The organism is Streptomyces longhuiensis (genome assembly GCF_020616555.1).
Taxonomy (GTDB): Bacteria; Actinomycetota; Actinomycetes; order Streptomycetales; family Streptomycetaceae; genus Streptomyces; species Streptomyces longhuiensis.
Window position 1 is genome coordinate 2,101,993 of sequence record NZ_CP085173.1, and the last position, 25,928, is coordinate 2,127,920.

At 66.5% G+C, this 25,928-nt stretch carries 18 protein-coding genes and 3 rRNA genes; 5 read left to right on the forward strand and 16 right to left on the reverse strand.

Annotation, left to right across the window (positions count from 1 at the left end; all coding sequences use genetic code 11):
- Positions 1-60: 60 nt before the first annotated feature.
- Positions 61-444, forward strand: a complete 384-nt coding sequence (locus tag LGI35_RS09970) for a PRC-barrel domain-containing protein (protein WP_227293540.1) — start codon at positions 61-63, stop codon at positions 442-444.
- On the opposite strand, the gene LGI35_RS09975 is transcribed toward LGI35_RS09970, so the two are convergent.
- From LGI35_RS09975 to LGI35_RS10035, 13 genes are all read right to left on the reverse strand, one after another.
- A complete protein-coding gene (locus tag LGI35_RS09975) occupies positions 430-1,860 on the reverse strand; it encodes a DNA polymerase IV (RefSeq protein ID WP_227293541.1) in 1,431 nt (476 codons plus the stop codon). The two genes, LGI35_RS09970 and LGI35_RS09975, sit on opposite strands and share 15 nt — an antisense overlap.
- 56 nt (positions 1,861-1,916) lie before the next feature.
- A complete protein-coding gene (locus tag LGI35_RS09980; protein ID WP_227293542.1) occupies positions 1,917-2,561 on the reverse strand; it encodes a MerR family transcriptional regulator in 645 nt (214 codons plus the stop codon).
- A gap of 195 nt (positions 2,562-2,756) precedes the next feature.
- A complete protein-coding gene (locus LGI35_RS09985; protein WP_100597640.1) occupies positions 2,757-3,230 on the reverse strand; it encodes a bifunctional nuclease family protein in 474 nt (157 codons plus the stop codon).
- 86 nt (positions 3,231-3,316) lie between these two features.
- The gene (ftsR, locus tag LGI35_RS09990) at positions 3,317-4,060 is read right to left on the reverse strand and encodes a transcriptional regulator FtsR (protein ID WP_227293543.1); all 744 of its coding nucleotides are present in this window, start codon (positions 4,058-4,060) and stop codon (positions 3,317-3,319) included.
- A 16-nt stretch (positions 4,061-4,076) separates the two neighbouring features.
- Positions 4,077-4,922 (reverse strand): FHA domain-containing protein, encoded by an 846-nt coding sequence (locus LGI35_RS09995; RefSeq protein WP_227293544.1) that lies wholly within the window; start codon positions 4,920-4,922, stop codon positions 4,077-4,079.
- Between the two features lie 199 nt (positions 4,923-5,121).
- Positions 5,122-6,057 carry a DUF881 domain-containing protein gene (locus tag LGI35_RS10000; protein WP_423835692.1) on the reverse strand — a complete coding sequence of 312 codons (936 nt, stop codon included), beginning with the start codon at positions 6,055-6,057 and terminating at the stop codon, positions 5,122-5,124.
- Positions 6,054-6,386: a small basic family protein gene (locus tag LGI35_RS10005; RefSeq protein WP_100597644.1), complete on the reverse strand. Its 333-nt coding sequence runs from the start codon at positions 6,384-6,386 to the stop codon at positions 6,054-6,056. Before LGI35_RS10005 ends, LGI35_RS10000 begins: the two co-directional genes overlap by 4 nt.
- Complete coding sequence (locus tag LGI35_RS10010) at positions 6,383-7,291, reverse strand: DUF881 domain-containing protein (RefSeq protein ID WP_116500026.1); 909 nt, start codon at positions 7,289-7,291, stop codon at positions 6,383-6,385. The genes LGI35_RS10005 and LGI35_RS10010 overlap by 4 nt, the downstream gene beginning before the upstream one ends.
- 91 nt (positions 7,292-7,382) lie before the next feature.
- Entirely contained in the window at positions 7,383-9,878 is a 2,496-nt protein-coding gene (locus LGI35_RS10015; protein WP_227293546.1) for a mannose-1-phosphate guanyltransferase, read from the reverse strand.
- Positions 9,879-9,993: 115 nt separating this feature from the next.
- Entirely contained in the window at positions 9,994-10,602 is a 609-nt protein-coding gene (clsA, locus tag LGI35_RS10020; RefSeq protein ID WP_227293547.1) for a cardiolipin synthase ClsA, read from the reverse strand.
- 171 nt (positions 10,603-10,773) lie between these two features.
- A 5S ribosomal RNA gene (gene rrf / locus LGI35_RS10025) occupies positions 10,774-10,890 on the reverse strand.
- An 89-nt stretch (positions 10,891-10,979) separates the two neighbouring features.
- Positions 10,980-14,102, reverse strand: a 23S ribosomal RNA gene (locus tag LGI35_RS10030).
- 318 nt (positions 14,103-14,420) lie between these two features.
- Positions 14,421-15,948: ribosomal RNA gene (locus tag LGI35_RS10035) — 16S ribosomal RNA — on the reverse strand.
- Together the 16S, 23S and 5S rRNA genes form the textbook arrangement of a ribosomal RNA operon.
- Before the next feature lie 690 nt (positions 15,949-16,638).
- Here LGI35_RS10035 and LGI35_RS10040 point away from each other — a divergent pair.
- Positions 16,639-17,088, forward strand: a complete 450-nt coding sequence (locus LGI35_RS10040; protein ID WP_227293548.1) for a PTS sugar transporter subunit IIA — start codon at positions 16,639-16,641, stop codon at positions 17,086-17,088.
- A 74-nt stretch (positions 17,089-17,162) separates the two neighbouring features.
- A complete protein-coding gene (gene ptsP, locus LGI35_RS10045; RefSeq protein ID WP_227293549.1) occupies positions 17,163-18,833 on the forward strand; it encodes a phosphoenolpyruvate--protein phosphotransferase in 1,671 nt (556 codons plus the stop codon).
- 62 nt (positions 18,834-18,895) lie between these two features.
- On the opposite strand, the gene LGI35_RS10050 is transcribed toward ptsP, so the two are convergent.
- Together LGI35_RS10050 and LGI35_RS10055 are read right to left on the reverse strand one after the other, a co-directional pair.
- Positions 18,896-19,798, reverse strand: coding sequence for a hypothetical protein (locus LGI35_RS10050; RefSeq protein ID WP_227293550.1), 903 nt, complete (start codon positions 19,796-19,798; stop codon positions 18,896-18,898).
- Positions 19,799-19,877: 79 nt separating this feature from the next.
- Positions 19,878-21,854: an acetoacetate--CoA ligase gene (locus LGI35_RS10055; protein WP_227293551.1), complete on the reverse strand. Its 1,977-nt coding sequence runs from the start codon at positions 21,852-21,854 to the stop codon at positions 19,878-19,880.
- A gap of 214 nt (positions 21,855-22,068) precedes the next feature.
- Between LGI35_RS10055 and LGI35_RS10060 the strand changes: the two genes are divergently transcribed.
- Entirely contained in the window at positions 22,069-24,426 is a 2,358-nt protein-coding gene (locus LGI35_RS10060) for a glycoside hydrolase family 31 protein (protein ID WP_227293552.1), read from the forward strand.
- Positions 24,427-24,462: 36 nt separating this feature from the next.
- Here LGI35_RS10060 and LGI35_RS10065 read toward each other — a convergent pair whose 3' ends face one another.
- Positions 24,463-24,996: an NUDIX domain-containing protein gene (locus tag LGI35_RS10065; protein WP_227293553.1), complete on the reverse strand. Its 534-nt coding sequence runs from the start codon at positions 24,994-24,996 to the stop codon at positions 24,463-24,465.
- A gap of 72 nt (positions 24,997-25,068) precedes the next feature.
- Between LGI35_RS10065 and LGI35_RS10070 the strand changes: the two genes are divergently transcribed.
- A complete protein-coding gene (locus tag LGI35_RS10070; RefSeq protein ID WP_227293554.1) occupies positions 25,069-25,893 on the forward strand; it encodes a M15 family metallopeptidase in 825 nt (274 codons plus the stop codon).
- The last annotated feature ends 35 nt before the right edge of the window (positions 25,894-25,928 follow it).

Sequence of the window (25,928 nt, forward strand, 5' to 3'; positions counted from 1 at the left end):
CTTCCCCAATGTGCACTTTGGTAGTGCTTACGGATGAGTTGCGAGCAGCTGGAGGGCCCCGTGCAGACCGATGTCGATCCGCGCAACCTGATCGGCCGCAAGGCGTTCGACCGCAACGGAGCCAAGATCGGGACCGTCGACGAGGTCTACCTCGACGACGCGACCGGCGTCCCCGAGTGGGCGGCGATACGCACAGGCCTGTTCAGCCGGGACGCCTTCGTCCCCCTGGAGCCGAGCGAGCTGGTGGAGGGCACCCTGCGCATCCCCTTCGAACGCTCCCTGATCAAGGACGCCCCCGACTTCGGGGTCGGCCGTCACCTCTCCCCCGAACAGGAGCTCCAGCTCTATCACCACTACGGTCTCGACATCTCGGCCCCCGGCGACCCCGAGCCGCCTGAGGACCGAGACTTCGGCAAGATCGCCCGCCCGTCAGACGACACCTGACCCGACATCCGGCTCCCGCGCCGCGAAGCGCCCGGCTCCGCCCTCCACCAGCGGCAGCGGCTCCGCCGGTACGAGCGCGGGGTCGTCGGTCCGGAACGTACGCACGCGCCCCGGCTCCGAGTACGGCGTCTCGAAGCGCACAGTCACCCGCCCGAGCCCGCTGCCCTGCACCCACCCGTGCCCGAACTCCTCGTGCCGCACGTCGTGCCCGGCCACCCAGCGCCGGTCCGCGACCTCGACGACCTCTTCGGCAGCCGCCTGCCCCTCTTCACCCGCACCACCCGCCCCTTCCGCCTCACCCTCACGCTCCCCCTCGGCCACGTGCGCATCGGCCTCCGCCTGCGCCCGCGCCTGCGCGAACAGGTCCTCCTGCGTGTAGTCGGCCAGGCCCGTCACCCCCACGCCGAGCAGCCGCACCCCGCCCGTCGTGTCCACGGACTCCAGGAGCCGGGCGGCCGCCTCCCGCACCACGGCGGGGTCGTCGGTGGGCCCACGCAGCGTCTCGGATCTCGTCAGCGTGGAGAAGTCGTAGCGCCGCACCTTGAGGACCACGGTCCGCCCGGACCGCTCCGCCCCCCGCAGCCGCTGCACGCACCGCTCGGCGAGCCGCTGCACCTCGGTCCGCACCCGCACCCGGTCGTGGATGTCCACGTCGTACGTGTCCTCGACCGACACCGACTTGGCGTCCCGCTCGGCCACCACGGGCCGGTCGTCGTGCGCGAGGGCCATGGCATACAGCGACGCCCCGTGCGACTTCCCCAGCAGCCGTACCAGCTCGTCCTCGCCCGCTTCGGCGATCTCCTCGACCGTGGTGATCCCGGCACGTCTGAGATGGTCCCCGGTCGCCGGCCCCACGCCGGGCAGCGTGCGCACCGACATGGGCCCGAGCATGGCGCGCTCGGTGCCGGGCACGATCAGCACCAGCCCGTCCGGCTTCGCCTCCTCGGAGGCAATCTTCGCCAGCATCTTCGACGCCGCGAGCCCCACCGACCCGGTCAGACCGGTCACGGTCTTGATCTCGTCCCGCAGCCGCTCACCGACGAGCCGCGCCGACGCGGCGTCCCAGGCCGCCTCACCGGCCTCCAGATCGACGAACGCCTCATCGAGGCTCAGCGGCTCCACCAGCGGCGACAGCTCCCGCAGCAGCCCCATCACCTGCTCGCTGACCTCCCGGTAGAGCCGGAAGCGCGGCGCGAGATACGCGGCGTTGGGCGCGAGCCTGCGCGCCTGCCCTATCGGCATCGCCGAGTGCACCCCGAACACCCGGGCCTCGTACGAGGCGGTGGCCACCACCCCACGAGGCCCGATCCCGCCCACGACCACGGCTTTCCCGCGCAGACTCGGCTTCGACGCCTGCTCCGCCGAGGCGTAGAAGGCATCCATGTCGAGATGCAGGATCGTGGGCGCGGTTCTCACATGTCCGATGCTGCCCTACGGCACTGACAATGCCCCGGCCGACGCATCGGCCCCGCTCACACCGCGCGGTGGCGCCGTCTCGCCAGCTCGTCCGCCGGGTTGTTCCCGAGGAGCGTCTCGCCGGTGTCGATACGCTCCCCGTGCAGCTGCGACAGGGCGCTCTCGACGTCCCGCCACACCACACCGACAGCGATGCCGAAGATGCCCTGACCGCCCTGGAGCAGATCGTGGACCTCCGCCGGCGAGCTGCACTCGTAGACGGTGGCGCCGTCACTCATGAGCGTCAGCCGCTCCAGATCGCTGAAGCCGCGCTCCCGCAGATGCTGCACCGCGGTGCGGATGTTCTGCAGTGAGACACCGGTGTCCAGGAACCGCTTCACGATCTTCAGGACGACGACGTCCCGGAAGCTGTAGAGCCGCTGGGTTCCCGACCCGTGGGCCGGGCGCACACTCGGCTCGACCAGTCCGGTCCTCGCCCAGTAGTCCAATTGCCGATAGGTGATACCGGCCGCCGCGCACGCGGTGGGTCCCCGGTATCCGACCTGCTCGGGCGTCGCGTCATCATCCCTCTGAGCGACCACCGGCAACACCGTCGGCCGACGCGGAATGTGATCGGCCGCGTGGCCGTGAAGCGAGTACGGGCCGCTCTCCGCCGGACTGTGTCCGCCGCCCCCAGCCGTACCGTCGCCGCTGCTTCTCACGCCGACCTCCTCTTTGACCTGCCTGCTCGACGGTAGGCAGTCACCAGGGGTGCGTCAACGATCGCCACACTCGGCACGCCGAGTGATAATCACCCTACGAGTGGTTTCCCGTACCTCACCGCGGGGAAAGGCTAGCCGAATGATCCGGCCGGCCCCCGGCGAGGCAGCGGCCGCCCTGCGACGGCCGCTCTCGCGTCACTGACTGTTGGTCCCGAAATCCTCGGGCGAGATCTGATCGAGGAACTCGCGGAACTTCTCCACCTCGTCCTCCTGCTCATCCGGGATCGCGATCCCGGCGTCATCGAGCACACCGTCACTGCCGTAGATCGGCGTACCGGTGCGCAGCGCGAGCGCTATGGCGTCCGACGGGCGGGCACTGACCTCGACCCCGCTCGAGAACACCAGTTCCGCGTAGAAGACGCCTTCGCGCAGGTCCGTGATGCGTACTTCCGTGAGCTCCTGCCCGACCGCTTCCAGCACGTCCTTGAAAAGGTCGTGCGTCAGCGGGCGTGCGGGGGCCATGCCCTGCTGTGCGAAGGCGATGGCCGTCGCCTCCCCCGGTCCGATCCAGATGGGGAGGTAGCGGTCGCCTCCCACTTCACGCAGGAGCACGATCGGTTGGTTGGAGGGCATTTCGACCCGGACACCTACGACGTCGAGCTCGTTCACACAGCAACCCTAGGACGTGCCCGGCAGGTTTGGGTAGTCGGGCACCCTTCGATCGCCGGACGCACACCGCGCGAGCACCCCTCGGATCAGGGCAGACGCACGCCCAGCGCGGTCTGCACAAGCGCCCCGTGAAGCTTCACCGTCAGCCCCGCCAGTTCCTTCGCGCGGGCCTGCGCATGCGCCCGCGTCTGGGGATTGCGGTGCCGTCGCAGCGGCGCGACGACCTGGTCGACCAGACCGGCCTCCCGGTCGGCCGCGGCCTTCATCGCCCGCAGGTGCCGCGGCTCGATCCCGAAGCGGCCCAGTTCCATGACCAGCTCGGCGACCGTGACCGCCTCCGCGTCGTACCCGCCGTCGGGCAGCGGCGCGATGAGGCCGTACGACTCCCACTCGTCGAGCTCGGGAGACTCGATGCCGGCAGCGGCAAGCAGCTCGTCACGGCCCACACGGGCCACTGTCGGCCCTTCGCCGCCCTCGGAGGCCCTGCCGTCCTCGCCGTCGCCCGGCCGCCCCGTAGAGGGCAGCGTGATCGCTTCTCCCCGCTCCAGGGCGTCGAGCTGCTCCTTGATGACCTTCAGAGGCAGGTAGTGGTCCCGCTGCATGCGCAGTACGTGGGCAAGTCGCTCGACGTCGTCCGGGCTGAACTTGCGGTACCCCGAGGGGGTGCGCTGCGGCTCGATCAGCCCCTCCGACTCCAGAAACCTGATCTTGGAGATGGTGACTTCGGGAAACTCGTCGCGCAGCACGTTCAGCACGGTGCCGATGCTCATCAGCCGACTGTCCGTGAGGGCGGTGCCGTGACCGGCACCGCCCTTCGGTGTTTGAAGCATGGACCTTCCTGACAGGTCAGATGCCCCGCTGGCTCGCGTAGAAGACCAGCCGGTACTTGCCGATCTGCACCTCGTCGCCGTTCGACAGCATGACCGAGTCGATCCGCTCCCGATTGACGTACGTGCCGTTGAGGCTGCCCACGTCGCTGACGGTGAAGGCACCGTCAGCACCGCGACGGAACTCCACGTGGCGACGCGAAACGGTCACGTCGTCAAGGAAGATGTCGCTCTGCGGGTGCCGTCCCGCCGTGGTCAGTTCGCCGTCGAGGAGGAAGCGGCTGCCCGAGTTCGGACCGCGTCGCACCACCAGGAGCGCCGAGCCGAGCGGCAGGGCGTCGACGGCGGCCTGGGCCTCCGGGGAGAGCGCCGGCGACAGCGTCTGACCGGTGACTTCGGCGTCGTAGGCCTCAAGGCCCGAAATGGAAATCGTCGAGGTCGTCTCGGACGGACGCTCGGCCGTGGCGCGCAGAGGCGCACCACAGTTGGAGCAGAACCGGCTCGCCTCGGCGTTGCGGTTTCCGCACCTCGTACACACCAGTGCCGACATGGACGGATCCTCCTGCCGCGGCTGCCCCGCGGGGGCATGGGACGCATACGGATCGGGGGTAAACCCTCCACCCGCACTTGAGGTTGACGGTTCCCCGAAACCTATGCGGCCGGACGCGGCAGGGTCAACAGACGACGCGCCCTGTCCGCCCGAAATGTCACCACCCTGAGGACCGACCTGATCACGGAACAGCGGACGCTCCGTCCCCTGCGCCTCCGCGTCCTGGGCGCGCGGTGCACGGTGACGGGCAGTGGCATTGGCATTGCCGCTGTCCTCACGTGCGCTCTTGCCGAACAACTTCGCAAACAACTTCACGGGCGATTCCCCTTGACCGAAACAGACCCGCCCGTGGGGCAGGACGAACCCTGATTGCACACACCGCCGTACATCGGCGACACAGACATCCTCACAACGTCCGTATCCGCCAAACAGTTTCCACCACGCACCCCGCTTACGGTGCGCCGACCCCCCGCAACCTCATGCCCTGGCCCGAACGCCGCCATACGCCCCCGCCTCACTGGGAGGACGACTGAGCGTAGTCAGGCCGCTTCGCGGGTCGCAAGGCGTCCACAACGATCTTCTGCGCCTGTGTCACGGTAACGGTGGCCTGCTCCTTTTCCAGAGTCTGAACCACCCCGCCGGGGATGTTGAGCGCCGGCTCCAGGTCCTGCGGCTTGCCGATGACCTTGAAGACGAAAGGCTGGCCGATCTTGTGGCCGTCCACACTCACCCTCCCGCCGCTCGCATCCGTCAAATACGTGTCGGCCACGACCCGGACGTCGTTCACCTGGATCGCCTCGGCGCCCGCCGCGCGTAGTTCCTGGATCGCATCCAGCAGCATGTCCGCCTGCACCGCGCCCTTCTTGTCGGTGATCGTCAGCGTGATCCCGGGGCCCTGCGCCGCCACGGTGCCCGCCAGAATGCCGAGTTGCCGTTCCCTCTCGACCGTCTGCTTGCGGGCCTCCTCGGCCTGGTCCGAGCTGTTCTCCAGCTCGGTGCGCTGCCCCTCGAGACGCTGCTTCTCATCTCCCAGACGCTGAGTACGGTCATCCAGTTCATCGAGGATGCGTACGAGATCTTCCTGACGTGCGCCGCGCAGCGCGCTGCTGTCGCTGTTGGACCGCACCTGGATGGCCAGACCCAGGCCGAGCACGAACAGCAGGACGGCGACGATGAGTTGCGCACGGGTGACCCGCGGCGGCCACAGCCCCTTGGCCAGCCGCTGACGTCCGGTCAGCGACCGGCTCTTCGTCTCCGCGGTCGGCGCATCCGCATCGTCTGCGCCGTCCGCGTGGTCCGCGCCGTCCACCGCTTCAGGAGCGACCTCGTCCGGCAGCTCCTTGCGCAGGCGGTACTGCTCGTTGTTCTGGTTCTTGTTCTGGTTCTGGTTCTTGTTCTGGTTCTTGTTCTGGTTCTTGTTCTGGTTCTCGTCCTCGGACATCGGCCTCACGCCCGGAAGATGTGCCGCCGGATGGCGGCCGCGTTGGAGAAGATGCGGATTCCGAGCACCACGACGACGCCGGTGGAAAGCTGCGCGCCCACGCCCAGCTTGTCGCCCAGGAACACGATCAGGGCCGCCACGACGACGTTCGACAGGAACGACACGACGAAGACCTTGTCGTCGAAGATCCCGTCGAGCATCGCCCGCAGGCCACCGAACACCGCGTCGAGGGCCGCCACCACGGCGATCGGAAGATAGGGCTCGACCACCGCCGGAACCTCGGGCCGGACGAACAGTCCGACCACAACTCCCACGACGAGGCCCAGTACGGCGATCACGATGTGCCCTTCTCTGTTCTCGGCTGTGCTGTACGTACGGTCACGCTCGGCGCTGCGGGCAGGCGGACGTCGTCCTGGGCCGAAATGCTGGTCCGGATTCCGAAGTTCTCCTGCAGGGCGTGCAGGTACAGACCGTCAGGGCTGTTCTGGAACCGGGTGCTCAGCCGCTGGCCGTCCCCCACCGCGAGCACCGTGTACGGCGGCACGAGCGGTCTGTTGTCGACCAGTATCGCGTCACCCGCCGCGCGGATCGCGGACAGGGCCGTCAGCCGCTGCCCGTTGATGGCGACGGCCTCGGCACCGGACTGCCAGAGCCCGTTGACGACCCGCTGCATGTCCCGGTCGCGCACCCGCCCGGTGTCCGAGAAGCCGGCGCTCTCGCGCGGCCCCCCTCCGCCCTGGTCGGCCTCCTTGGCGTCGTCGACGACCAGCTTCACTCCCGGGCCGTGCACCGCCGTGGCACCGGAAAGCAGACCGACCAACTCGCCTTTGTCGCCGCCATGTTTCTTCAGCGCCTCACGCTGGCGGTCACTCACGTCGTTGCGGAGCGTGTCCACCTTGCGCTCGAGCTTGTCCGCGGCCGCCGTCTCCCGGTCGATACGGGCGATGAGCTCCTCGCGCTCCTTCGCCACGACCGGTGCCGCGACCCGCGCCTGCGCCGCGCCCACCGTCACCACGAGCGCCGCGAGGACCAGCCCGGCCGCGAGCCCGAGCTTGGCCCTCAGGGTGCGCGGCATGCCTCCGCTGCCCTCGGCCTTCTTACGGGCCGCCGCCTCCGCGTATCCGTCGTCGAGGCTGTGATCCATCACGTTCGTCAGCAGCGACATGGAGGCGTCGGGACGCCTGGGGCTCACGGGACGGGAGGGGCTGCTCCGATCGGGGGGCTGCTGCGGCATGCCGCACATCGTCGCACGTGCCGGCCTGTACCTCCGAATGGCCCCACCGCCGTACTCGGTCGGCGCCCGTGACAGGCGCCGACCGAGTATGTATGACGGCTCAGCGACCAGCGCTGTCCACGACGGCCGCCCACTCGTCGAGCAGCTGTTGCGCCGACGCGTCGTCGGGCCCTTCGGCCCACAGATGGGTGACGGCCTCGGCCGGGTCGGGCAGCACCATCACCCAGCGCCCGTCCGCCTCGACGACCCGCACGCCGTCGGTCGTGTCGACGGACCGGTCGCCGGCCTCCTCGACGACCCGCCGCATCACGAGCCCCTTCACCGCCCACGGAGTCGCGAGGTCCCGCTTGAGCACGTGCGCCCGCGGGATCCGCGCATCGATCTGGCTCAAGGTCAGCTGCGTCCGCGCCACGAGCCCGATCAGCCGGACGAAGGCGGCAGCACCGTCGAAGACGGAGCTGAACTCCGGAATGATGAACCCGCCGCGACCGTCACCGCCGAAGATGGTCCCCTCGTCCCGCCCGACCCGCGTGAGGTCGTCGGGCGACGTGGTCGTCCACTCCACCTGCGTCCCGTGGTACGCGGCCACCTGCTCGGCGATACGCGTCGTGGTCACAGGCAGCGCGACCCGGCCGCTACGCCTCTCGGCGGCCACCAGGTCCAGCATGACGAGCAGAGCACGGTCGTCCTCGACGATGCGGCCCTTCTCGTCGACCAGCGACAGCCGCTCACCGACCGGGTCGAACCGGACGCCGAATGCGGCCCGCGCCGACGCCACGATCTCACCGAGGCGCACGAGCCCGGACCGGCGCGCGTCCCGCGTCTCCGTCGGCCTGGACTCGTCGAGCCCCGGGTTGATCGTCAGCGAGTCGACACCGAGCCGCCCGAGCAGGCTGGGCAGCACCAGACCGGCACTGCCGTTCGACGCGTCGACGACGACCTTGAGCCCTGCCTCGGCAATCCCCGTCGTATCGACATTCCGCAGCAGGGAACCGGTGTACGAGTCGAAGACGCTCGACGGGAAGTGCAGATCGCCGATCTCTCCGGGGAACGCCCGCCGGTACTCCTGGCGCGCGTACACCCGGTCCAGCTTCCGCTGACTGGCCTGCGAAAGGTCCGCTCCCCGCTCGTCGAAGAACATGATGTCGACGGAGTCCGGCACGCCGGGCGTCGTACGGATCATGATCCCGCCGGCGCTGCCCCGCGCGGTCTGCTGCCGCGCGACGGGCAGCGGCACGTTCTCCAGGTCGCGTACGTCGATGGCGCTCGCCTGCAACGCGGAGATGACCGCCCGCTTCAAGGCTCGCGCACCACGCGAGTGGTCACGGGCCGTGGTGACGGTCGAGCCTTTCTTGAGCGTCGTGGCGTACGCTCCCGCGAGCCGCACGGCGAGCTCCGGGGTGATCTCCACGTTGATGATGCCGGAGACACCACGGGCGCCGAAGAGATGCGCCTGCCCCCGGGACTCCCAGATCACGGAAGTATTGACGAAGGCGCCGGCCTCGATGGTCTTGAACGGATAGACCCGGACGTTGCCCTGGATAATCGATTCCTCACCGACAAGGCACTCGTCGCCGATGACGGCGCCGTCCTCGACGCGGGCGGCCCGCATGATGTCGGTGTTCTTGCCGATGACGCAGCCGCGGAGATTGCTGTGCTGCCCGATGTACACGTTGTCGTGGACTACGGCCTTGTGCAGAAAGGCCCCGCTCTTCACGACGACGTTCGAGCCGATCACGGTGTGCTCGCGCATCTCCACGTCGGCTTCGACCTTGGCGTAGTCCCCGATGTACAGCGGACCGCGGAGCACTGCGTCCGGATGGACCTCGGCACCTTCGGCGACCCACACTCCGGGCGAGATCTCGAATCCGTCGATGTCGACATCGACCTTGCCTTCGAGCACGTCGGCCTGCGCCTTGACGTAGCTCTCGTGCGTGCCGACATCCTCCCAGTAGCCCTCGGCGATATAGCCGTAGACCGGCTTGCCTTCCTTCATGAGCTGCGGGAAGACATCGCCGGACCAGTCGACCGACACATCGGCCTCGACGTAGTCGAATACCTCGGGCTCCATGACGTAGATGCCCGTGTTCACCGTGTCGGAGAAAACCTGGCCCCAGGTGGGCTTCTCGAGGAAGCGTTCGACCTTGCCCTGTTCGTCGACGATGGTGATGCCGAATTCAAGGGGGTTGGGAACGCGGGTCAGGCAGACCGTGACGAGCGCACCCTTTTCCTTGTGGAAATTGATGAGGTCGGTGAGGTCGAAATCGGTCAGAGCGTCACCGGAGATCACAACGAAAGCGTCGTCCTTGAGTGCTTCCTCTGCGTTCTTCACGCTGCCGGCTGTGCCGAGTGGCTTCTCCTCATTGGCATAGGTGAGCTCCATTCCGAGCTCTTCGCCGTCCCCGAAGTAGTTCCTGACGAGAGATGCCAGGAACTGCACGGTGACGACGGTCTCGGTGAGCCCATGCCGCTTGAGCAACCGCAGCACATGCTCCATGATCGGCCGGTTCACAACCGGCAGGAGCGGCTTGGGCATACTCGAGGTCATGGGGCGCAGGCGCGTGCCTTCGCCTCCAGCCATTACGACGGCCTTCATGTCGGAAGCGTCCTCCTTGAAGAGACGACTGTCTAGCCGACTTCGCCCGTCCGGATGGACCCGCAGATCTCGGACTGCGGGCCTACCTGGCCTCGAATACCGCCATATGGAGAGCTCAATCGGCCGTGGAGTCCGCCCTGACCAGTCGGCGGACCTGCACTACGTAGAGGATCCCTGCCCACCAGTAGAGCGTTGTACCCCATCCTGCGAACGCCCATCCGAAAATAGCAGCGAGCGTGTTGATCCAGCCGCTTCCGTCGCTGAGGAGCAACAGGGGGAACGCATACATGAGGTTGAACGTGGCGGCCTTGCCGAGGAAGTTCACCTGTGGCGGCGGATAGCCGTGCCGGCGGAGGATACCCACCATCACGAGGAGAACCAGTTCCCGGGCAAGCAGTACGGCCGTCAACCAGATCGGCAGAATCTCGCGCCAGGTGAGTCCTACCAGCGTGGACAGAATGTAGAGCCGGTCGGCGGCAGGGTCGAGCAGCCGGCCGAGGTTGCTGATCTGATTCCAGCGCCGGGCGAGCTTCCCGTCGAGATAGTCGCTGACACCGCTGAGCATCAGGACCAGGAGGGCCCAGCCATCGCTTTTGGGCCCGCCGAACTCGGGCCTGAGGATGAGCCACAGGAACAGGGGTACGCCAAGGAGACGCGCCATGCTGAGGATGTTCGGGATGGTGAGCACCCGGTCCGTCTGGACACGGGTCTCCTGGACCTCCACCCGGGGGCCTCCTGTGGGGAAACGAGCCAACGATGCCCCCTGACCCTACCCTCAGCTCACATGGGGCCGTGCAGAGGGGTGCACAAGAATTGCCGCACCACGCTTGGCATGCAACGCAGAAAACCCCCGTAACAGGATTCTCATCCGTTACGGGGGTTTTCTTCAAAAATAGTTCGGCGGCGTCCTACTCTCCCACAGGGTCCCCCCTGCAGTACCATCGGCGCTGTGAGGCTTAGCTTCCGGGTTCGGAATGTAACCGGGCGTTTCCCTCACGCTATGACCACCGAAACACTATGAAACTGTCAACCGCACCACGCTCTGTGACAAACGTGGGGTTGTTCGTGGTTTCAGAACCAACACAGTGGACGCGAGCAACTGAGGACAAGCCCTCGGCCTATTAGTACCAGTCACCTCCACCCGTTACCGGGCTTCCAGATCTGGCCTATCAACCCAGTCGTCTACTGGGAGCCTTAACCCCTCAAGGGGGTGGGAATACTCATCTCGAAGCAGGCTTCCCGCTTAGATGCTTTCAGCGGTTATCCTTTCCGAACGTAGCCAACCAGCCATGCCCTTGGCAGGACAACTGGCACACCAGAGGTTCGTCCGTCCCGGTCCTCTCGTACTAGGGACAGCCCTTCTCAATATTCCTACGCGCACAGCGGATAGGGACCGAACTGTCTCACGACGTTCTAAACCCAGCTCGCGTACCGCTTTAATGGGCGAACAGCCCAACCCTTGGGACCGACTCCAGCCCCAGGATGCGACGAGCCGACATCGAGGTGCCAAACCATCCCGTCGATATGGACTCTTGGGGAAGATCAGCCTGTTATCCCCGGGGTACCTTTTATCCGTTGAGCGACGGCGCTTCCACAAGCCACCGCCGGATCACTAGTCCCGACTTTCGTCCCTGCTCGACCCGTCGGTCTCACAGTCAAGCTCCCTTGTGCACTTACACTCAACACCTGATTACCAACCAGGCTGAGGGAACCTTTGGGCGCCTCCGTTACTCTTTAGGAGGCAACCGCCCCAGTTAAACTACCCATCAGACACTGTCCCTGATCCGGATCACGGACCCAGGTTAGACATCCAGCACGACCAGAGTGGTATTTCAACGACGACTCCCCCTGAACTGGCGTCCAGAGTTCAAAGTCTCCCACCTATCCTACACAAGCCGAACCGAACACCAATATCAAACTGTAGTAAAGGTCCCGGGGTCTTTCCGTCCTGCTGCGCGAAACGAGCATCTTTACTCGTAGTGCAATTTCACCGGGCCTATGGTTGAGACAGTCGAGAAGTCGTTACGCCATTCGTGCAGGTCGGAACTTACCCGACAAGGAATTTCGCTACCTTAGGATGGTTATAGTTACCACCGCCGTTTACTGGCGCTTAAGTTCTCAGCTTCGCACACCCGAAAGTGCACTAACCGGTCCCCTTAACGTTCCAGCACCGGGCAGGCGTCAGTCCGTATACATCGCCTTACGGCTTCGCACGGACCTGTGTTTTTAGTAAACAGTCGCTTCTCGCTGGTCTCTGCGGCCACCCCCAGCTCGAGGAGCAAGTCCTCTCACCAGTGATGGCCCCCCTTCTCCCGAAGTTACGGGGGCATTTTGCCGAGTTCCTTAACCATAGTTCACCCGAACGCCTCGGTATTCTCTACCTGACCACCTGAGTCGGTTTAGGGTACGGGCCGCCATGAAACTCGCTAGAGGCTTTTCTCGACAGCATAGGATCATCCACTTCACCACAATCGGCTCGGCATCAGGTCTCAGCCTTATGTGTGACGGATTTACCTATCACACGGCCTACACCCTTACCCCGGGACAACCACCGCCCGGGCTGGACTACCTTCCTGCGTCACCCCATCACTCACCTACTACAAGTCTGGTCCGTCGGCTCCACCACTTTCCTTTCCCCGAAGGGTCCGGAACGGCTTCACGGACTTAGCATCGCCTGATTCAATGTTTGACGCTTCACAGCGGGTACCGGAATATCAACCGGTTATCCATCGACTACGCCTGTCGGCCTCGCCTTAGGTCCCGACTTACCCTGGGCAGATCAGCTTGACCCAGGAACCCTTAGTCAATCGGCGCACACGTTTCTCACGTGTGTATCGCTACTCATGCCTGCATTCTCACTCGTGAACCGTCCACAACTCGCTTCCGCGGCTGCTTCACCCGGCACACGACGCTCCCCTACCCATCACGATCCCCGTTGGGGGTATATATCGCAATGACACGACTTCGGCGGTACGCTTGAGCCCCGCTACATTGTCGGCGCGGAATCACTAGACCAGTGAGCTATTACGCACTCTTTCAAGGGTGGCTGCTTCTAAGCCAACCTCCTGGTTGTCTGTGCGACTCCACATCCTTTCCCACTTAGCGTACGCTTAGGGGCCTTAGTCGATGCTCTGGGCTGTTTCCCTCTCGACCATGGAGCTTATCCCCCACAGTCTCACTGCCGTGCTCTCACTTACCGGCATTCGGAGTTTGGCTAAGGTCAGTAACCCGGTAGGGCCCATCGCCTATCCAGTGCTCTACCTCCGGCAAGAAACACACGACGCTGCACCTAAATGCATTTCGGGGAGAACCAGCTATCACGGAGTTTGATTGGCCTTTCACCCCTAACCACAGGTCATCCCCCAGGTTTTCAACCCTGGTGGGTTCGGTCCTCCACGAAGTCTTACCTCCGCTTCAACCTGCCCATGGCTAGATCACTCCGCTTCGGGTCTTGAGCGCGCTACTGAATCGCCCTATTCGGACTCGCTTTCGCTACGGCTTCCCCACACGGGTTAACCTCGCAACGCACCGCAAACTCGCAGGCTCATTCTTCAAAAGGCACGCAGTCACGACGCAAGGAACAAGTTCCTTGCGCGACGCTCCCACGGCTTGTAGGCACACGGTTTCAGGTACTATTTCACTCCGCTCCCGCGGTACTTTTCACCATTCCCTCACGGTACTATCCGCTATCGGTCACCAGGGAATATTTAGGCTTAGCGGGTGGTCCCGCCAGATTCACACGGGATTTCTCGGGCCCCGTGCTACTTGGGTGTCTCTCAAACGAGCCGCTGATGTTTCGACTACGGGGGTCTTACCCTCTACGCCGGACCTTTCGCATGTCCTTCGCCTACATCAACGGTTTCTGACTCGTCTCACAGCCGGCAGACTGTGAAAGAGAGATCCCACAACCCCACATGCGCAACCCCTGCCGGGTATCACACGCATATGGTTTGGCCTCATCCAGTTTCGCTCGCCACTACTCCCGGAATCACGGTTGTTTTCTCTTCCTGCGGGTACTGAGATGTTTCACTTCCCCGCGTTCCCTCCACATACCCTATGTGTTCAGGTATGGGTGACAGCCCATGACGACTGCCGGGTTTCCCCATTCGGAAACCCCCGGATCAAAGCCTGGTTGACGGCTCCCCGGGGACTATCGTGGCCTCCCACGTCCTTCATCGGTTCCTGGTGCCAAGGCATCCACCGTGCGCCCTTAAAAACTTGGCCACAGATGCTCGCGTCCACTGTGCAGTTCTCAAACAACGACCAACCACCCATCACCCCGAACCAGCAGATTCGAGTGCACTGGGGTCGGCACTGAAGGCGACCAATCGGCCGTACCTTCAGACACCCAACAGCGTGCCCGACCCGCTTCCGCCCGGAGATCATGCTTTCCACGCTCCGAAGAGCAGTACTCACAGCCTCCGACCCGAGAACCCGGTCGAATAGTCAACGTTCCACCCTTGAGCAACCACCGTCGGACATTTGCCGACGAAATGGCTCTTGGACCACCAGGTGAAACCTGGCAGCCAAAGTGCTCCTTAGAAAGGAGGTGATCCAGCCGCACCTTCCGGTACGGCTACCTTGTTACGACTTCGTCCCAATCGCCAGTCCCACCTTCGACAGCTCCCTCCCCACAAGGGGGTTGGGCCACCGGCTTCGGGTGTTACCGACTTTCGTGACGTGACGGGCGGTGTGTACAAGGCCCGGGAACGTATTCACCGCAGCAATGCTGATCTGCGATTACTAGCAACTCCGACTTCATGGGGTCGAGTTGCAGACCCCAATCCGAACTGAGACAGGCTTTTTGAGATTCGCTCCGCCTCGCGGCATCGCAGCTCATTGTACCTGCCATTGTAGCACGTGTGCAGCCCAAGACATAAGGGGCATGATGACTTGACGTCGTCCCCACCTTCCTCCGAGTTGACCCCGGCAGTCTCCTGTGAGTCCCCATCACCCCGAAGGGCATGCTGGCAACACAGAACAAGGGTTGCGCTCGTTGCGGGACTTAACCCAACATCTCACGACACGAGCTGACGACAGCCATGCACCACCTGTATACCGACCACAAGGGGGGCACCATCTCTGATGCTTTCCGGTATATGTCAAGCCTTGGTAAGGTTCTTCGCGTTGCGTCGAATTAAGCCACATGCTCCGCTGCTTGTGCGGGCCCCCGTCAATTCCTTTGAGTTTTAGCCTTGCGGCCGTACTCCCCAGGCGGGGAACTTAATGCGTTAGCTGCGGCACCGACGACGTGGAATGTCGCCAACACCTAGTTCCCACCGTTTACGGCGTGGACTACCAGGGTATCTAATCCTGTTCGCTCCCCACGCTTTCGCTCCTCAGCGTCAGTAATGGCCCAGAGATCCGCCTTCGCCACCGGTGTTCCTCCTGATATCTGCGCATTTCACCGCTACACCAGGAATTCCGATCTCCCCTACCACACTCTAGCCTGCCCGTATCGACTGCAGACCCGGGGTTAAGCCCCGGGCTTTCACAACCGACGTGACAAGCCGCCTACGAGCTCTTTACGCCCAATAATTCCGGACAACGCTTGCGCCCTACGTATTACCGCGGCTGCTGGCACGTAGTTAGCCGGCGCTTCTTCTGCAGGTACCGTCACTTTCGCTTCTTCCCTGCTGAAAGAGGTTTACAACCCGAAGGCCGTCATCCCTCACGCGGCGTCGCTGCATCAGGCTTTCGCCCATTGTGCAATATTCCCCACTGCTGCCTCCCGTAGGAGTCTGGGCCGTGTCTCAGTCCCAGTGTGGCCGGTCGCCCTCTCAGGCCGGCTACCCGTCGTCGCCTTGGTGAGCTTCTACCTCACCAACAAGCTGATAGGCCGCGGGCTCATCCTGCACCGCCGGAGCTTTCAACCCCCTCCCATGCGAGAGGGGGTGTTATCCGGTATTAGACCCCGTTTCCAGGGCTTGTCCCAGAGTGCAGGGCAGATTGCCCACGTGTTACTCACCCGTTCGCCACTAATCCACCCCGAAGGGCTTCATCGTTCGACTTGCATGTGTTAAGCACGCCGCCAGCGTTCGTCCTGAGCCAGGATCAAACTCTCCGTGAATGTTTTCCCGTAATCGGGACTACACCACGAGAGCGGAACCGTCGGGAGGAATAATCCCCACGATTCACTGCGTCCTCGCTAGTGCGCCTCACCCCGGTGTGGGAGTGAGGACTTTTTCAAAGGAACCTCCAACCCACAAAGTGGGCCGGGGTTGTCAATCTGGCGTTGACTTTTGGCACGCTGTTGAGTTCTCAAGGAACGGACGCTTCCTTTGTACTCACCCGAGAGACTCTCTCAGGCTTTTCTCCGGGCAGTTTCCCTTCGGTCTTGCGTTTCCGACTCTATCAGACTCTTTCGTGTCCGATTTCCTCGGCGCCTTTCTGGTTTCCGCTCCGGCCTTTCGGCTTTTCGCGTTTCCCTTTCCGGCGGTTCAAACACTATCAGTCATTTTCCGCTGCTTCGACCATGAGCTCCTGCAGGCATGCGGAAGTCGATCAAAGCTAGGATCTGACGTGATAGTTGCCGCTGAGCCACCAGGCACTCGAAGGTGCCGCTTGGCCTCAAGCGGGAGTACGACAGTACATGGGGGTGAAGGGCAGGCGCAAATCGTTTGCGTGCACCCTCTACGTCAGCCAACCGGTACCTCCCATGGGGAACCGGGACTTTTTATGACTTACGCTTCTGAAACGGTACGCCGTCCAGGACAGGCAGTGACGGTGACCATCAATCTCCACCCCTGGGAGGCTTGCCATGACCAGTGTGACGTCCCCGCTCGCCGGACGCGCCATTGGACTCACCGCCGTTCCTGACCCGGTCTTCTCCGGTGCGATGGTCGGTCCCGGCACTGCCATCGACCCGGTGCGCGAGCCCTCCGTGGCTGTCGCGCCCGTCGACGGCATCGTCGTCTCTCTTCACCCCCACGCCTATGTAGTAGTGGACGGGCAGGGCCACGGCGTCCTGACGCACTTGGGCATCGACACCGTGCAGCTCAACGGCGAGGGCTTCGAGCTCCTCGTCAACAAGGGCGACACCGTGCAGCGCGGTCAGGAGATGGTGCGCTGGGACCCGGCCGCCGTCGAAGCCGCCGGCAAGTCCCCGATCTGCCCGATCGTTGCCCTCGAGGCCACCGCCGAGTCCCTCTCCGATGTGATCGAGGACGGCGACGTCAAGTCCGGCGACGCACTGTTCAGCTGGAAGTGACGCGGGCCGTCGCTGGCGGCATGCAGGTCAACCACCGCGGCGGCTGGGCCCGTCGCACTATCGGAGACGGTGAGATGGAGACAACGCTGCGAGGCGTCGGCGTGAGCCACGGTGTGGCGATCGGCGAGGTTCGGCACATGGGGACGGCGGTTCTCGAGCCGCCGGCCAAGCAGATTCCGACGGAGGACGCGGAGCGCGAGCAGGGGCGCGCCCGTCAGGCCGTGGAAGCTGTGGCGGCCGATCTGATTGCACGCGGCAATCTGGCCGGTGGCGAGGCACAGCACGTGCTCGAGGCCCAGGCCATGATGGCGCAGGACCCGGAGCTCATGGCCGATGTCGACCGCCGTATCGCGGTCGGCAGCACGGCGGAGCGTGCGGTGTATGACGCCTTCGCGTCTTATCGGGCGTTGCTGGCCGGTGCCGGTGAGTACCTCGCGGGTCGCGTCGCCGACCTGGACGACGTGCGGAACCGGATCGTGGCGCGGCTGCTCGGGGTGCCCATGCCCGGTGTCCCGGACAGCGACAAGCCCTATGTTCTGATCGCGCGGGACCTGGCTCCCGCGGACACGGCGCTGCTCGACCCGACGCTCGTGCTCGGTTTCGTCACCGAGGAGGGCGGGCCGACCAGTCACAGCGCGATCCTGGCGCGTGCGCTCGGAGTGCCGGCCGTGGTCGCGCTGCCCGGTGCGGGTGAGCTCGCCGAGGGCACGGTGATCGCTGTCGACGGCAGCACCGGCGACATCTTCGTCGAGCCGAGCCCGGAGAAGCGGGCCGAGCTGGAGGCGGCCGCCGCCGCGCGGAAGGCCGCGCTGTCCGCGTCGTCAGGTCCGGGTGCGACGTCCGACGGTCACAAGGTGCCACTGCTGGCCAACGTCGGCGGTCCGGCCGACGTTCCGGCCGCGGTCGAGGCCGGTGCCGAGGGTGTCGGTCTCTTCCGTACCGAGTTCCTGTTCCTTGACGACAGCAGCAAGGCTCCTTCCGAGGAGAAGCAGGTCGAGGCGTACCGGAAGGTTCTCGAGGCGTTCCCCGAGGGACGCGTCGTGGTGCGCGTCCTCGACGCCGGTGCGGACAAGCCGCTGGACTTCCTGACGCCCGCCGACGAGCCGAACCCGGCTCTGGGTGTGCGCGGTCTGCGTTCCCTTCTCGAGCACCCCGAGGTTCTGCGTACGCAGCTGACCGCGCTGGCCAAGGCTGTTGAGGGGCTGCCGGTCTACCTCGAGGTCATGGCGCCGATGGTCGCCGACCGTGCCGACGCGAAGGCCTTCGCGGACGCGTGCCGTGAGGCGGGTCTTGAGGCGAAGTTCGGTGCGATGGTCGAGATTCCGTCGGCCGCTCTGCGGGCGCGTTCGATCCTTCAGGAGGTCGAGTTCCTTTCGCTGGGGACCAATGACCTCGCGCAGTACACGTTCGCCGCTGACCGGCAGGTCGGTGCGGTGTCGCGGCTTCAGGACCCGTGGCAGCCCGCGCTGCTCGACCTGGTCGCGCTGTCCGCGGAAGCGGCGAGGGCCGAGGGCAAGAGCTGCGGTGTCTGCGGTGAGGCCGCGTCCGACCCGCTGCTCGCGTGCGTCCTGACCGGTCTGGGCGTCACCTCCCTTTCCATGGGTGCGGCGTCGATTCCTTACGTGCGGACGACGCTCGGCAAGTACACGCTGGCGCAGTGCGAGCGTGCGGCCTCGGCCGCGCGTGCCGCGGACTCCGCCGAGGAGGCCCGCATGGCCGCTCAGGCGGTGCTGTCCGGCGAGTAGCCGGAAGTCGGTTCGTTGTCGTGGGGCGCTTCACCTTCGTGGTGGAGCGCCCCACGGTCGTTTCAGTGGGTGTGCCCGCCCACGGGGCCGGTGTCTCCGAGGTCGGGTGCCGCGCAGTAGTCGACGCCGGACTCGGGTGCGACGAGGTCGCCGGACTGGGCGTCGGTGCAGTAGGCGTCGAAGACTTCCGCCGCGGTGAGGGGTAGGAGGCGTTCGTCGCGCAGGCGCCAGCCCTGGACGCGGTCGTCGCTGTCCGGGGTGGTGGTGCGCATGACCAGGCCGCCCGGGCTTGCGGTGGCGAGGCCGAGGGCCAGGACCGTGGTGAACTCGAGCGCCTCCTTCTCGTCGAGTCGGGTGCTGTCCTCGGTGTAGCGGTCGACATGGAGCACCGACAGCAGTGATTCGGCGTCGGTGGGGACGCTGCACACGAGGTGGTGGGCGCCGATGCCTGCCGTGTCGAGGACCCGCGTCAGGAGGAGGGAGGCGCGGGCGAAGGCGTCCCTTCCGAGGTCCCGGCCGCAGGCGCCGCACACTCCGATCCCGGCGAGGACGGACGAGGCGTACTCCCAGGTGGCCTGACGGACGGCTTCGTCGACGAGGTGGGGCAGGAGGTCGGCCAGGGGCTGACCTTCGTAGGGGACGGTGGCGCCCATGACGGCCAGTTCGGCGGTGAACCGGGTGCGGCTGGTGGGGGTGTCCGGTTCGAGGCCGCTCTCGGCGCAGAACTCCGCGTACTCCTCGGGGTCGAAGAGGGCGACGGTGGTGTGTCCGCCCTGGGCGGCGAGGGCCTGGAGGAGGCTCTCGACCTGCTGGAGGTACGTGTCGTGGTCGTCGAAGGCGAAGGTGCGGTAACTCCGCATCGCCGTGAAGTCGCGTTCGTCGGCGAGGAGGCCGATGATGCCCGCGACTTCACGGCGCAGGATGCGTCGCATGCCGGCGTGCCGGGTGTTCTGGGTGTGCGCCATGGTTCCCCCTGAGAGCTGTAGGTCAATGCTCACTCACAGTAATCGCGGGCACTGACAACGGCGGGGGAACCGGGTTCAGTCAGGGGCGGTTGCGGGCGATGTCCTCGTAGAATCGCAGGAGTTCGACGCTGTCGACCGAGCCGAGGTTGACGGCTTTTTCCAGGGGTGTGCCTTGGAGGAGGCGCTTGACGGGGACCTCGATGCGCTTGCCGGTGAGGGTGTGCGGGACGCCGGGGGCTTCGATGATGTCGTCGGGGATGTGGCGCGGGGAGAGGTTCTCGCGGATGGTCTGCTTGATGCGGGCGCGGAGGTCGTCGTCGAGTACGGCGCCCGGTGCGAGGTGGACGAACAGAGGCATCCAGTAGCCGCCGTCGGGCTGTTCGAGGCCGATGACGAGGGACTCGCGGATTTCGGGGAGGCGTTCGACGGCCTCGTAGATGTCGGCCGAACCCATGCGGACGCCCTGGCGGTTCAGGGTGGAGTCCGAGCGGCCGTGGATCACGACCGAGCCGCGGGAGGTGAGGGTGATCCAGTCGCCGTGCCGCCAGACGCCGGGGTAGGTGTCGAAGTAACTGTCGTGGTAGCGGCTGCCGTCGGGGTCGTTCCAGAAGCGGATCGGCATCGAGGGCATGGGGTTGGTGACGACGAGTTCACCGACCTCGTCGATGAGCGGCTTGCCGTGCGGGTCCCAGGACTGGAGGTCCGTGCCGAGGCAGGGGGCCTGGAGTTCGCCGATGTGGACGGGCAGGGTCGGGACGGCTCCGGCGAAGCAGGAGCAGACGTCCGTGCCGCCGCTGACGGAGGCGATCCAGAGGTCTTCGCGCACCTCGTCGTGCAGCCAGCGAAAGCCGTCGGGCGGAAGCGGCGAGCCGGTCGTGGCGACGCACTTGACGCGGGAGAGGTCGTGGTCGCGCGAGGGGTGGACGCCGGCCTTGCGGCAGGCCATGACGTAGGCGGCCGAGGTGCCGAAGAGGGTGGCTCCGGTGCGTTCGGCGACGGCCCACTGGGCGCCGGTGTCGGGGTAGCCGGGGCTGCCGTCGTAGACGACGATCGTGGTGCCTGTGAGGAGGCCGGAGGCGAGGAAGTTCCACATCATCCAGCCGGTGGACGTGTACCAGAAGAAGCGGTCGCCGGGGCCGAGGTCGCAGTGCAGGCCGAGTTGCTTGAGGTGCTCGATCAGGATGCCGCCCTGGGACTGGACGATCGCCTTGGGGAGTCCTGTCGTGCCTGAGGAGTAGAGGACCCACAGGGGGTGGTCGAAGGGGACGGCTTCGAAGACGGGCTCGGTGTCGGCGGAGGTGAGCTCCGACCATTCGAGGGCCCCTTCGGGGGCGTCCGTGCCGAGCAGCGGGATGTGGACGACCGCGCGGAGGGTGGGAAGTTCGGCGCGGAGTTCGCTGACCGTGTCGCGGCGGTCGTGCTCCTTGCCTCCGTAGCGGTAGCCGTCGACGGTGAACAGGACGACGGGTTCGACCTGCTGGAAGCGGTCGAGGACGCTGCGGGCGCCGAAGTCGGGGGCGCAGGACGTCCACACTCCGCCGACGGCAGCGGTCGCGAGGAGGGCGACGACGGCCTCGGGGATGTTCGGCAGGTAGCCGCTGACGCGGTCTCCGGGGCGTACGCCGATGGCGCGCAGTTCGGCGGCGAGCGAGCCGACCTGGCGGCGTAGTTCGGCCCAGGTCACGGGGCGGGGTTCGTGTGTCTCGTCCACGTGGAGGATGGCCGGGGTGTCCGCGCGCGCGGGGTCGGTGGCCGTGCGCAGGGCGTGTTCGGCGTAGTTCAGGGAGGCGCCGGGGAACCATTCGGCTCCGGGCATGGACCGGTCGCCGAGCACGCGCGTGCAGGGCGTGGTGAACCGGATGTCGAACCAGTCGGCGATGGCCTTCCAGAACGTGTCGAGTTCGGTCACCGACCAGCGGTGCAGTGCCTCGTAACCGCCGTCGGCGGGGGCTCCGTGGTGTTCGGACGCCCAGGCCTGGAAGCGCGTGATCTGCGCCTCGGCGACGAATTCCTCGTCGGGCTTCCAGAGCGGCGTCGGATTCGCTGCTGACGGCATGGGGCGGCTCCCGGATGTACGCGTGGTGTGCGTCGGTCCCGCGCACGGGCCGGTGTGTGCGCGTGACGCGGCTGACAGGGACGATGCCACGTGATCGACTTCCGCACCAGGTTGTGCCCCACATAGTCCGTGTCGTGAAGATGTGCTGCCGCCACGGATGAACGGCAGTTGAACGACTCACCTGTGCGCGCCGCGCGATGACAGGGTGAGCGGCATGAACGGTCGTGACCTGGTACGCGCGGTGAGGGCGGTTGGCTTGGTGGGGGCGGTCCAGGGTTTGCGGGCGGTGCGGTCCTCGTGGCGCAGGAGGCGGGCCGACGCGGTGGGGCTGCGGCGCCGGGGGCCGGAGCGGGCGAGGGTGCCCGGCCAGGTGACGGGGGCCGAGCCTGCGCCCGGTGGTGGCGTCGTCCGGTTCACGCGGTCCCGGCTGCGGATCACGGTGGCGGTGACGGGTGCGGTCTTCTGGGGCTGGGACGGGGCGGATCCGGAGCCGTCGTACGCGCTGGCGGGTTCGTGTCCGCAGCCGGATCCGCGGGCTGTCCTGGAGCCGGACAAGGACGGCGGCTGGCGGGTGGTGGCGGAGCGGGTGACCGTCGTCGTGTCGCGGCACGGCGCTGTGTCCGTGTGCACGCCGGGCGGTGTGGTGCTGCGGCGGGATCTGCCGCCGCGCTGGTGGGAGCCCATGGAGGGGGGCGAGGCCCGGTGGGTGCAGCGGTCCGAGGTGGCGGCCGACGCGCGGTTCTTCGGGTTGGGCGGCCGGGCATCGGGGCCTCGGTTGCGGGACGGCGTGTACCGGCTGTGGAACACGGATCCGGGGGGTTCGTTCGGGCCGGGGGACGATCCGCTGTATCTGACGATGCCGGTGCAGATGGTGGTCGCCGACGCGGGCACCCATCTGGTGTTCCACGACAACTCGTGGGACGGCTCGGTGACGCTTTCGGAGGGCGAGGAGGGGGCCGGTTCCGGGCACGACCGTGTGGGGACGTGCGAGGTCCGGATGGAGGGCGGTCCGCTGCGCTGCTGGGTCATGGTGGGTGCCCCCGCGCGCGTGCTGCGCGCGTGGGCGTCGTTGACCGGCGCGCCCGCGCTGCCGCCGGCCTGGGCGCTCGGGTATCAGCACGCGCGTTGGGGCTTCGGTGGAGGGAACGAGGTGCGGCGGATCGTCGCGGGCTACCGGGAGCGGGGGCTTCCGCTCGACGCGGTGCATCTGGACATCGATCATCTCGACGCGTTTCAGGTGTTCACGGTCGACCAGGAGACGTACCCGGGGCTCCCGCGGCTTGCCGAGGACCTTCGCCGGGACGGTGTGCGGCTGGTGTCGATCGTCGACCCCGCGGTCAAGGCGGAGGCGGGGAACGCCGTGTACGACGCGGGGACGTCCGCCGACGCCTTCGTGAAGGACGCGGCGGGGAGGCCGGTGCGGGGCGTGGTGTGGCCGGGTGAGTCCGTGTACCCCGACTTCACCGACCACGCCGTGCGCAAGTGGTGGGGCGGTCTGTACGAGGAGCGGCTCGCCCAGGGGTTCTCGGGGTTCTGGCACGACATGAACGAGCCGGCGTCGTTCGCCGCGTTCGGTGACCCGACTCTCCCCCGCTCGGCGCGGCACTCCCTGGAGGGGCGCGGCGGTGACCATCGGGAGGCGCACAACGTGTATGGGCTGTGCATGGCGCGCGCCGGCCACGAGGGGCTGCGTGAACTGCGGCCCCAGGAGCGGCCGTTCCTGTTCTCTCGCTCGGGCTGGGCGGGGATGCAGCGCTATGGGGGGACGTGGTCGGGGGACGTTGCCACGGGGTGGCCCGGTTTGCGCGCGTCGTTGTCCCTGGTGCTCGGGCTCGGGCTGTGTGGAGTGCCGTACTCGGGGCCGGACGTGGGCGGGTTCGACGCGGAGCCGTCTGCGGAGCTGTATCTGCGGTGGTTCCAGCTGGGTGCGTATCTGCCGTTGTTCCGTACGCATGCGGCGCTGCGGGCGGGACGTCGGGAGCCGTGGGAGTTCGGTGACGAGGTGCTGGGGCACGCGCGCGTGGCGCTCGTCGAGCGCAGGCGGCTGCTGCCGTACTTCGTGACGCTGGCCCATCTCGCGCGGCGTACGGGTGCTCCGTATGTGCGGCCTGTGTGGTGGGGTGCTCCGGAGGACAGGGCGTTGCGGGACTGCGAGGACGCGTTCTTGTTGGGTGACTCCTTGTTGGTGGCTCCGGTGCTGGAGCCGGGTGCGGACCGGCGGGCGGTGCGGCTGCCGCGCGGGCGCTGGTACGACACGGAGAGCGGGCAGGCGCACGAGGGGCCCGGTCAGATTCTGGTTGAGGCGTCGCTGTCCCGTGTTCCCGTCTTCGCACGCGCGGGCGCGGTGATCCCGGTGCGGGGTGAGGACGGGGAGCTGTGCCTGGAGGTGTGGGCTCCGGCGCCGGGGCGTACCGGCGGCGGGGTTGTCGTGCCCGACGCCGGTGAGGGCTGGGAGACGCCGGACGTCCAGCGCTACACCGCGCGGTGGAGCGGCGGCAGTGTGGTGGTGGAGCGGCAGGAGGAGGGCGGGCCGGCCGAGCCCGCGTACCCGGTGCGGATCCGCGGGCTCTGAGCGTTCAGAGGGGTGGGTGGTTCATGCGGCGGGGTGTCACACGTAGCGGCCCTCGAACCAGGCGCGGACGGCCAAGGTGTGGAGCGGGAAGGCGAGTTCGGTCGGGCGGCGCAGGAGGTGCCAGCCTTCCGTCTCGTCCGTGACGGCGGGTTCGGGCAGTTCGGCGGCCGGGCGTTCCGGGAGGAGACCGAACAGGAGCAGGTGTCCGTCGGGTGAGCTCATCGCGTCGGCGAGGCGTACGTCGCGGCTGGCGGCCTCGATGCCCGTCTCTTCCTTGAGCTCACGGACGACGGCGTCGCGCCAGTCCTCCCTGTGGTCGACGAACCCGCCGGGCAGGGCGACTCCGCCGCGCGCGGGGGCGATGGTCCGAGTGATCACGACGAGAGCGGAACCGCGGCTGTCGTAGACGGCCTGGAGGGCGACCGCGACCGGCAGAGGGTTGCGGTAGCTCACGTCGGCGCAGGCCGGGCACGTGCGCGGCCATCCCGAAACGTCGGGTCCGTAGGCGGTTCCACAGCTCGAACAGTGGGAATCCGGAACGGGGTTGGTTATGTGGTGGGGTGCTGACACGCCGCGGACTGTATCCGATCGTGAAGCGTGGCTCTTCCCTGGCCACCATTGATCCTGATAGATGCAGGGTTCATGACACGAACCGCAACTGCCGTACGCCGACTTGCCGTCACCGCCGCCGCCGCGCTCCTGTGGACGGCCACCGCTCCCGGCGCCGCCCAGGCGAAGCCCGAGCCCAAGGCTCCCCCGCAGTTCGTGGCGCTGCGGGACATCGACCCGACGATCATCCAGGAGATCCGCTACATCACTCCGCACAACTTCGTCGGGGCGCCCGTCGACGGCTACGAGAAGCCGATGTGCATCCTCACGGAGCCTGCCGCGAAGGCGCTCCACAAGGCGCAGGCCGGGCTCCTGAAGCGGGGCTACTCGCTGAAGGTGTACGACTGCTACCGGCCGCAGCGGGCGGTCGACCACTTCGTGCGCTGGGCCAAGGACCTGGACGACCAGCGGATGAAGGCGGAGTTCTATCCGCAGGTCGACAAGACGCGGCTGTTCGCGGACGGTTACATCGCGGAGAAGTCCGGGCACAGTCGGGGCTCCACGCTCGATCTGACGGTCGTGAAGCTGCCGGCGCCGCCCACGCGCGCGTACGTGCCCGGGGAGCGGCTGGCGCCTTGTTACGGGCCGAAGAAGGAGCGCTTCCCCGACAACTCGGTGGACATGGGCACGGGCTTCGACTGCTTCGACACGCTCGCCCACACCGACGACCCGCGGATCAAGGGGGCCCAGCGCGCGAACCGTGACCTCCTGCGGGACGCCCTGGCCGCGCAAGGGTTCGTGAACCTGCCCGAGGAGTGGTGGCACTTCACGTACAAGCCGGAGCTCTTCCCGGACACGTACTTCGACTTCCCCATCTCGCGGCGTTCCCTGAGTGGCCGGCCCATGGCACACTTCTGACGGTCCATCAGATCTGCTGGTGTTCTGGTGGCGTC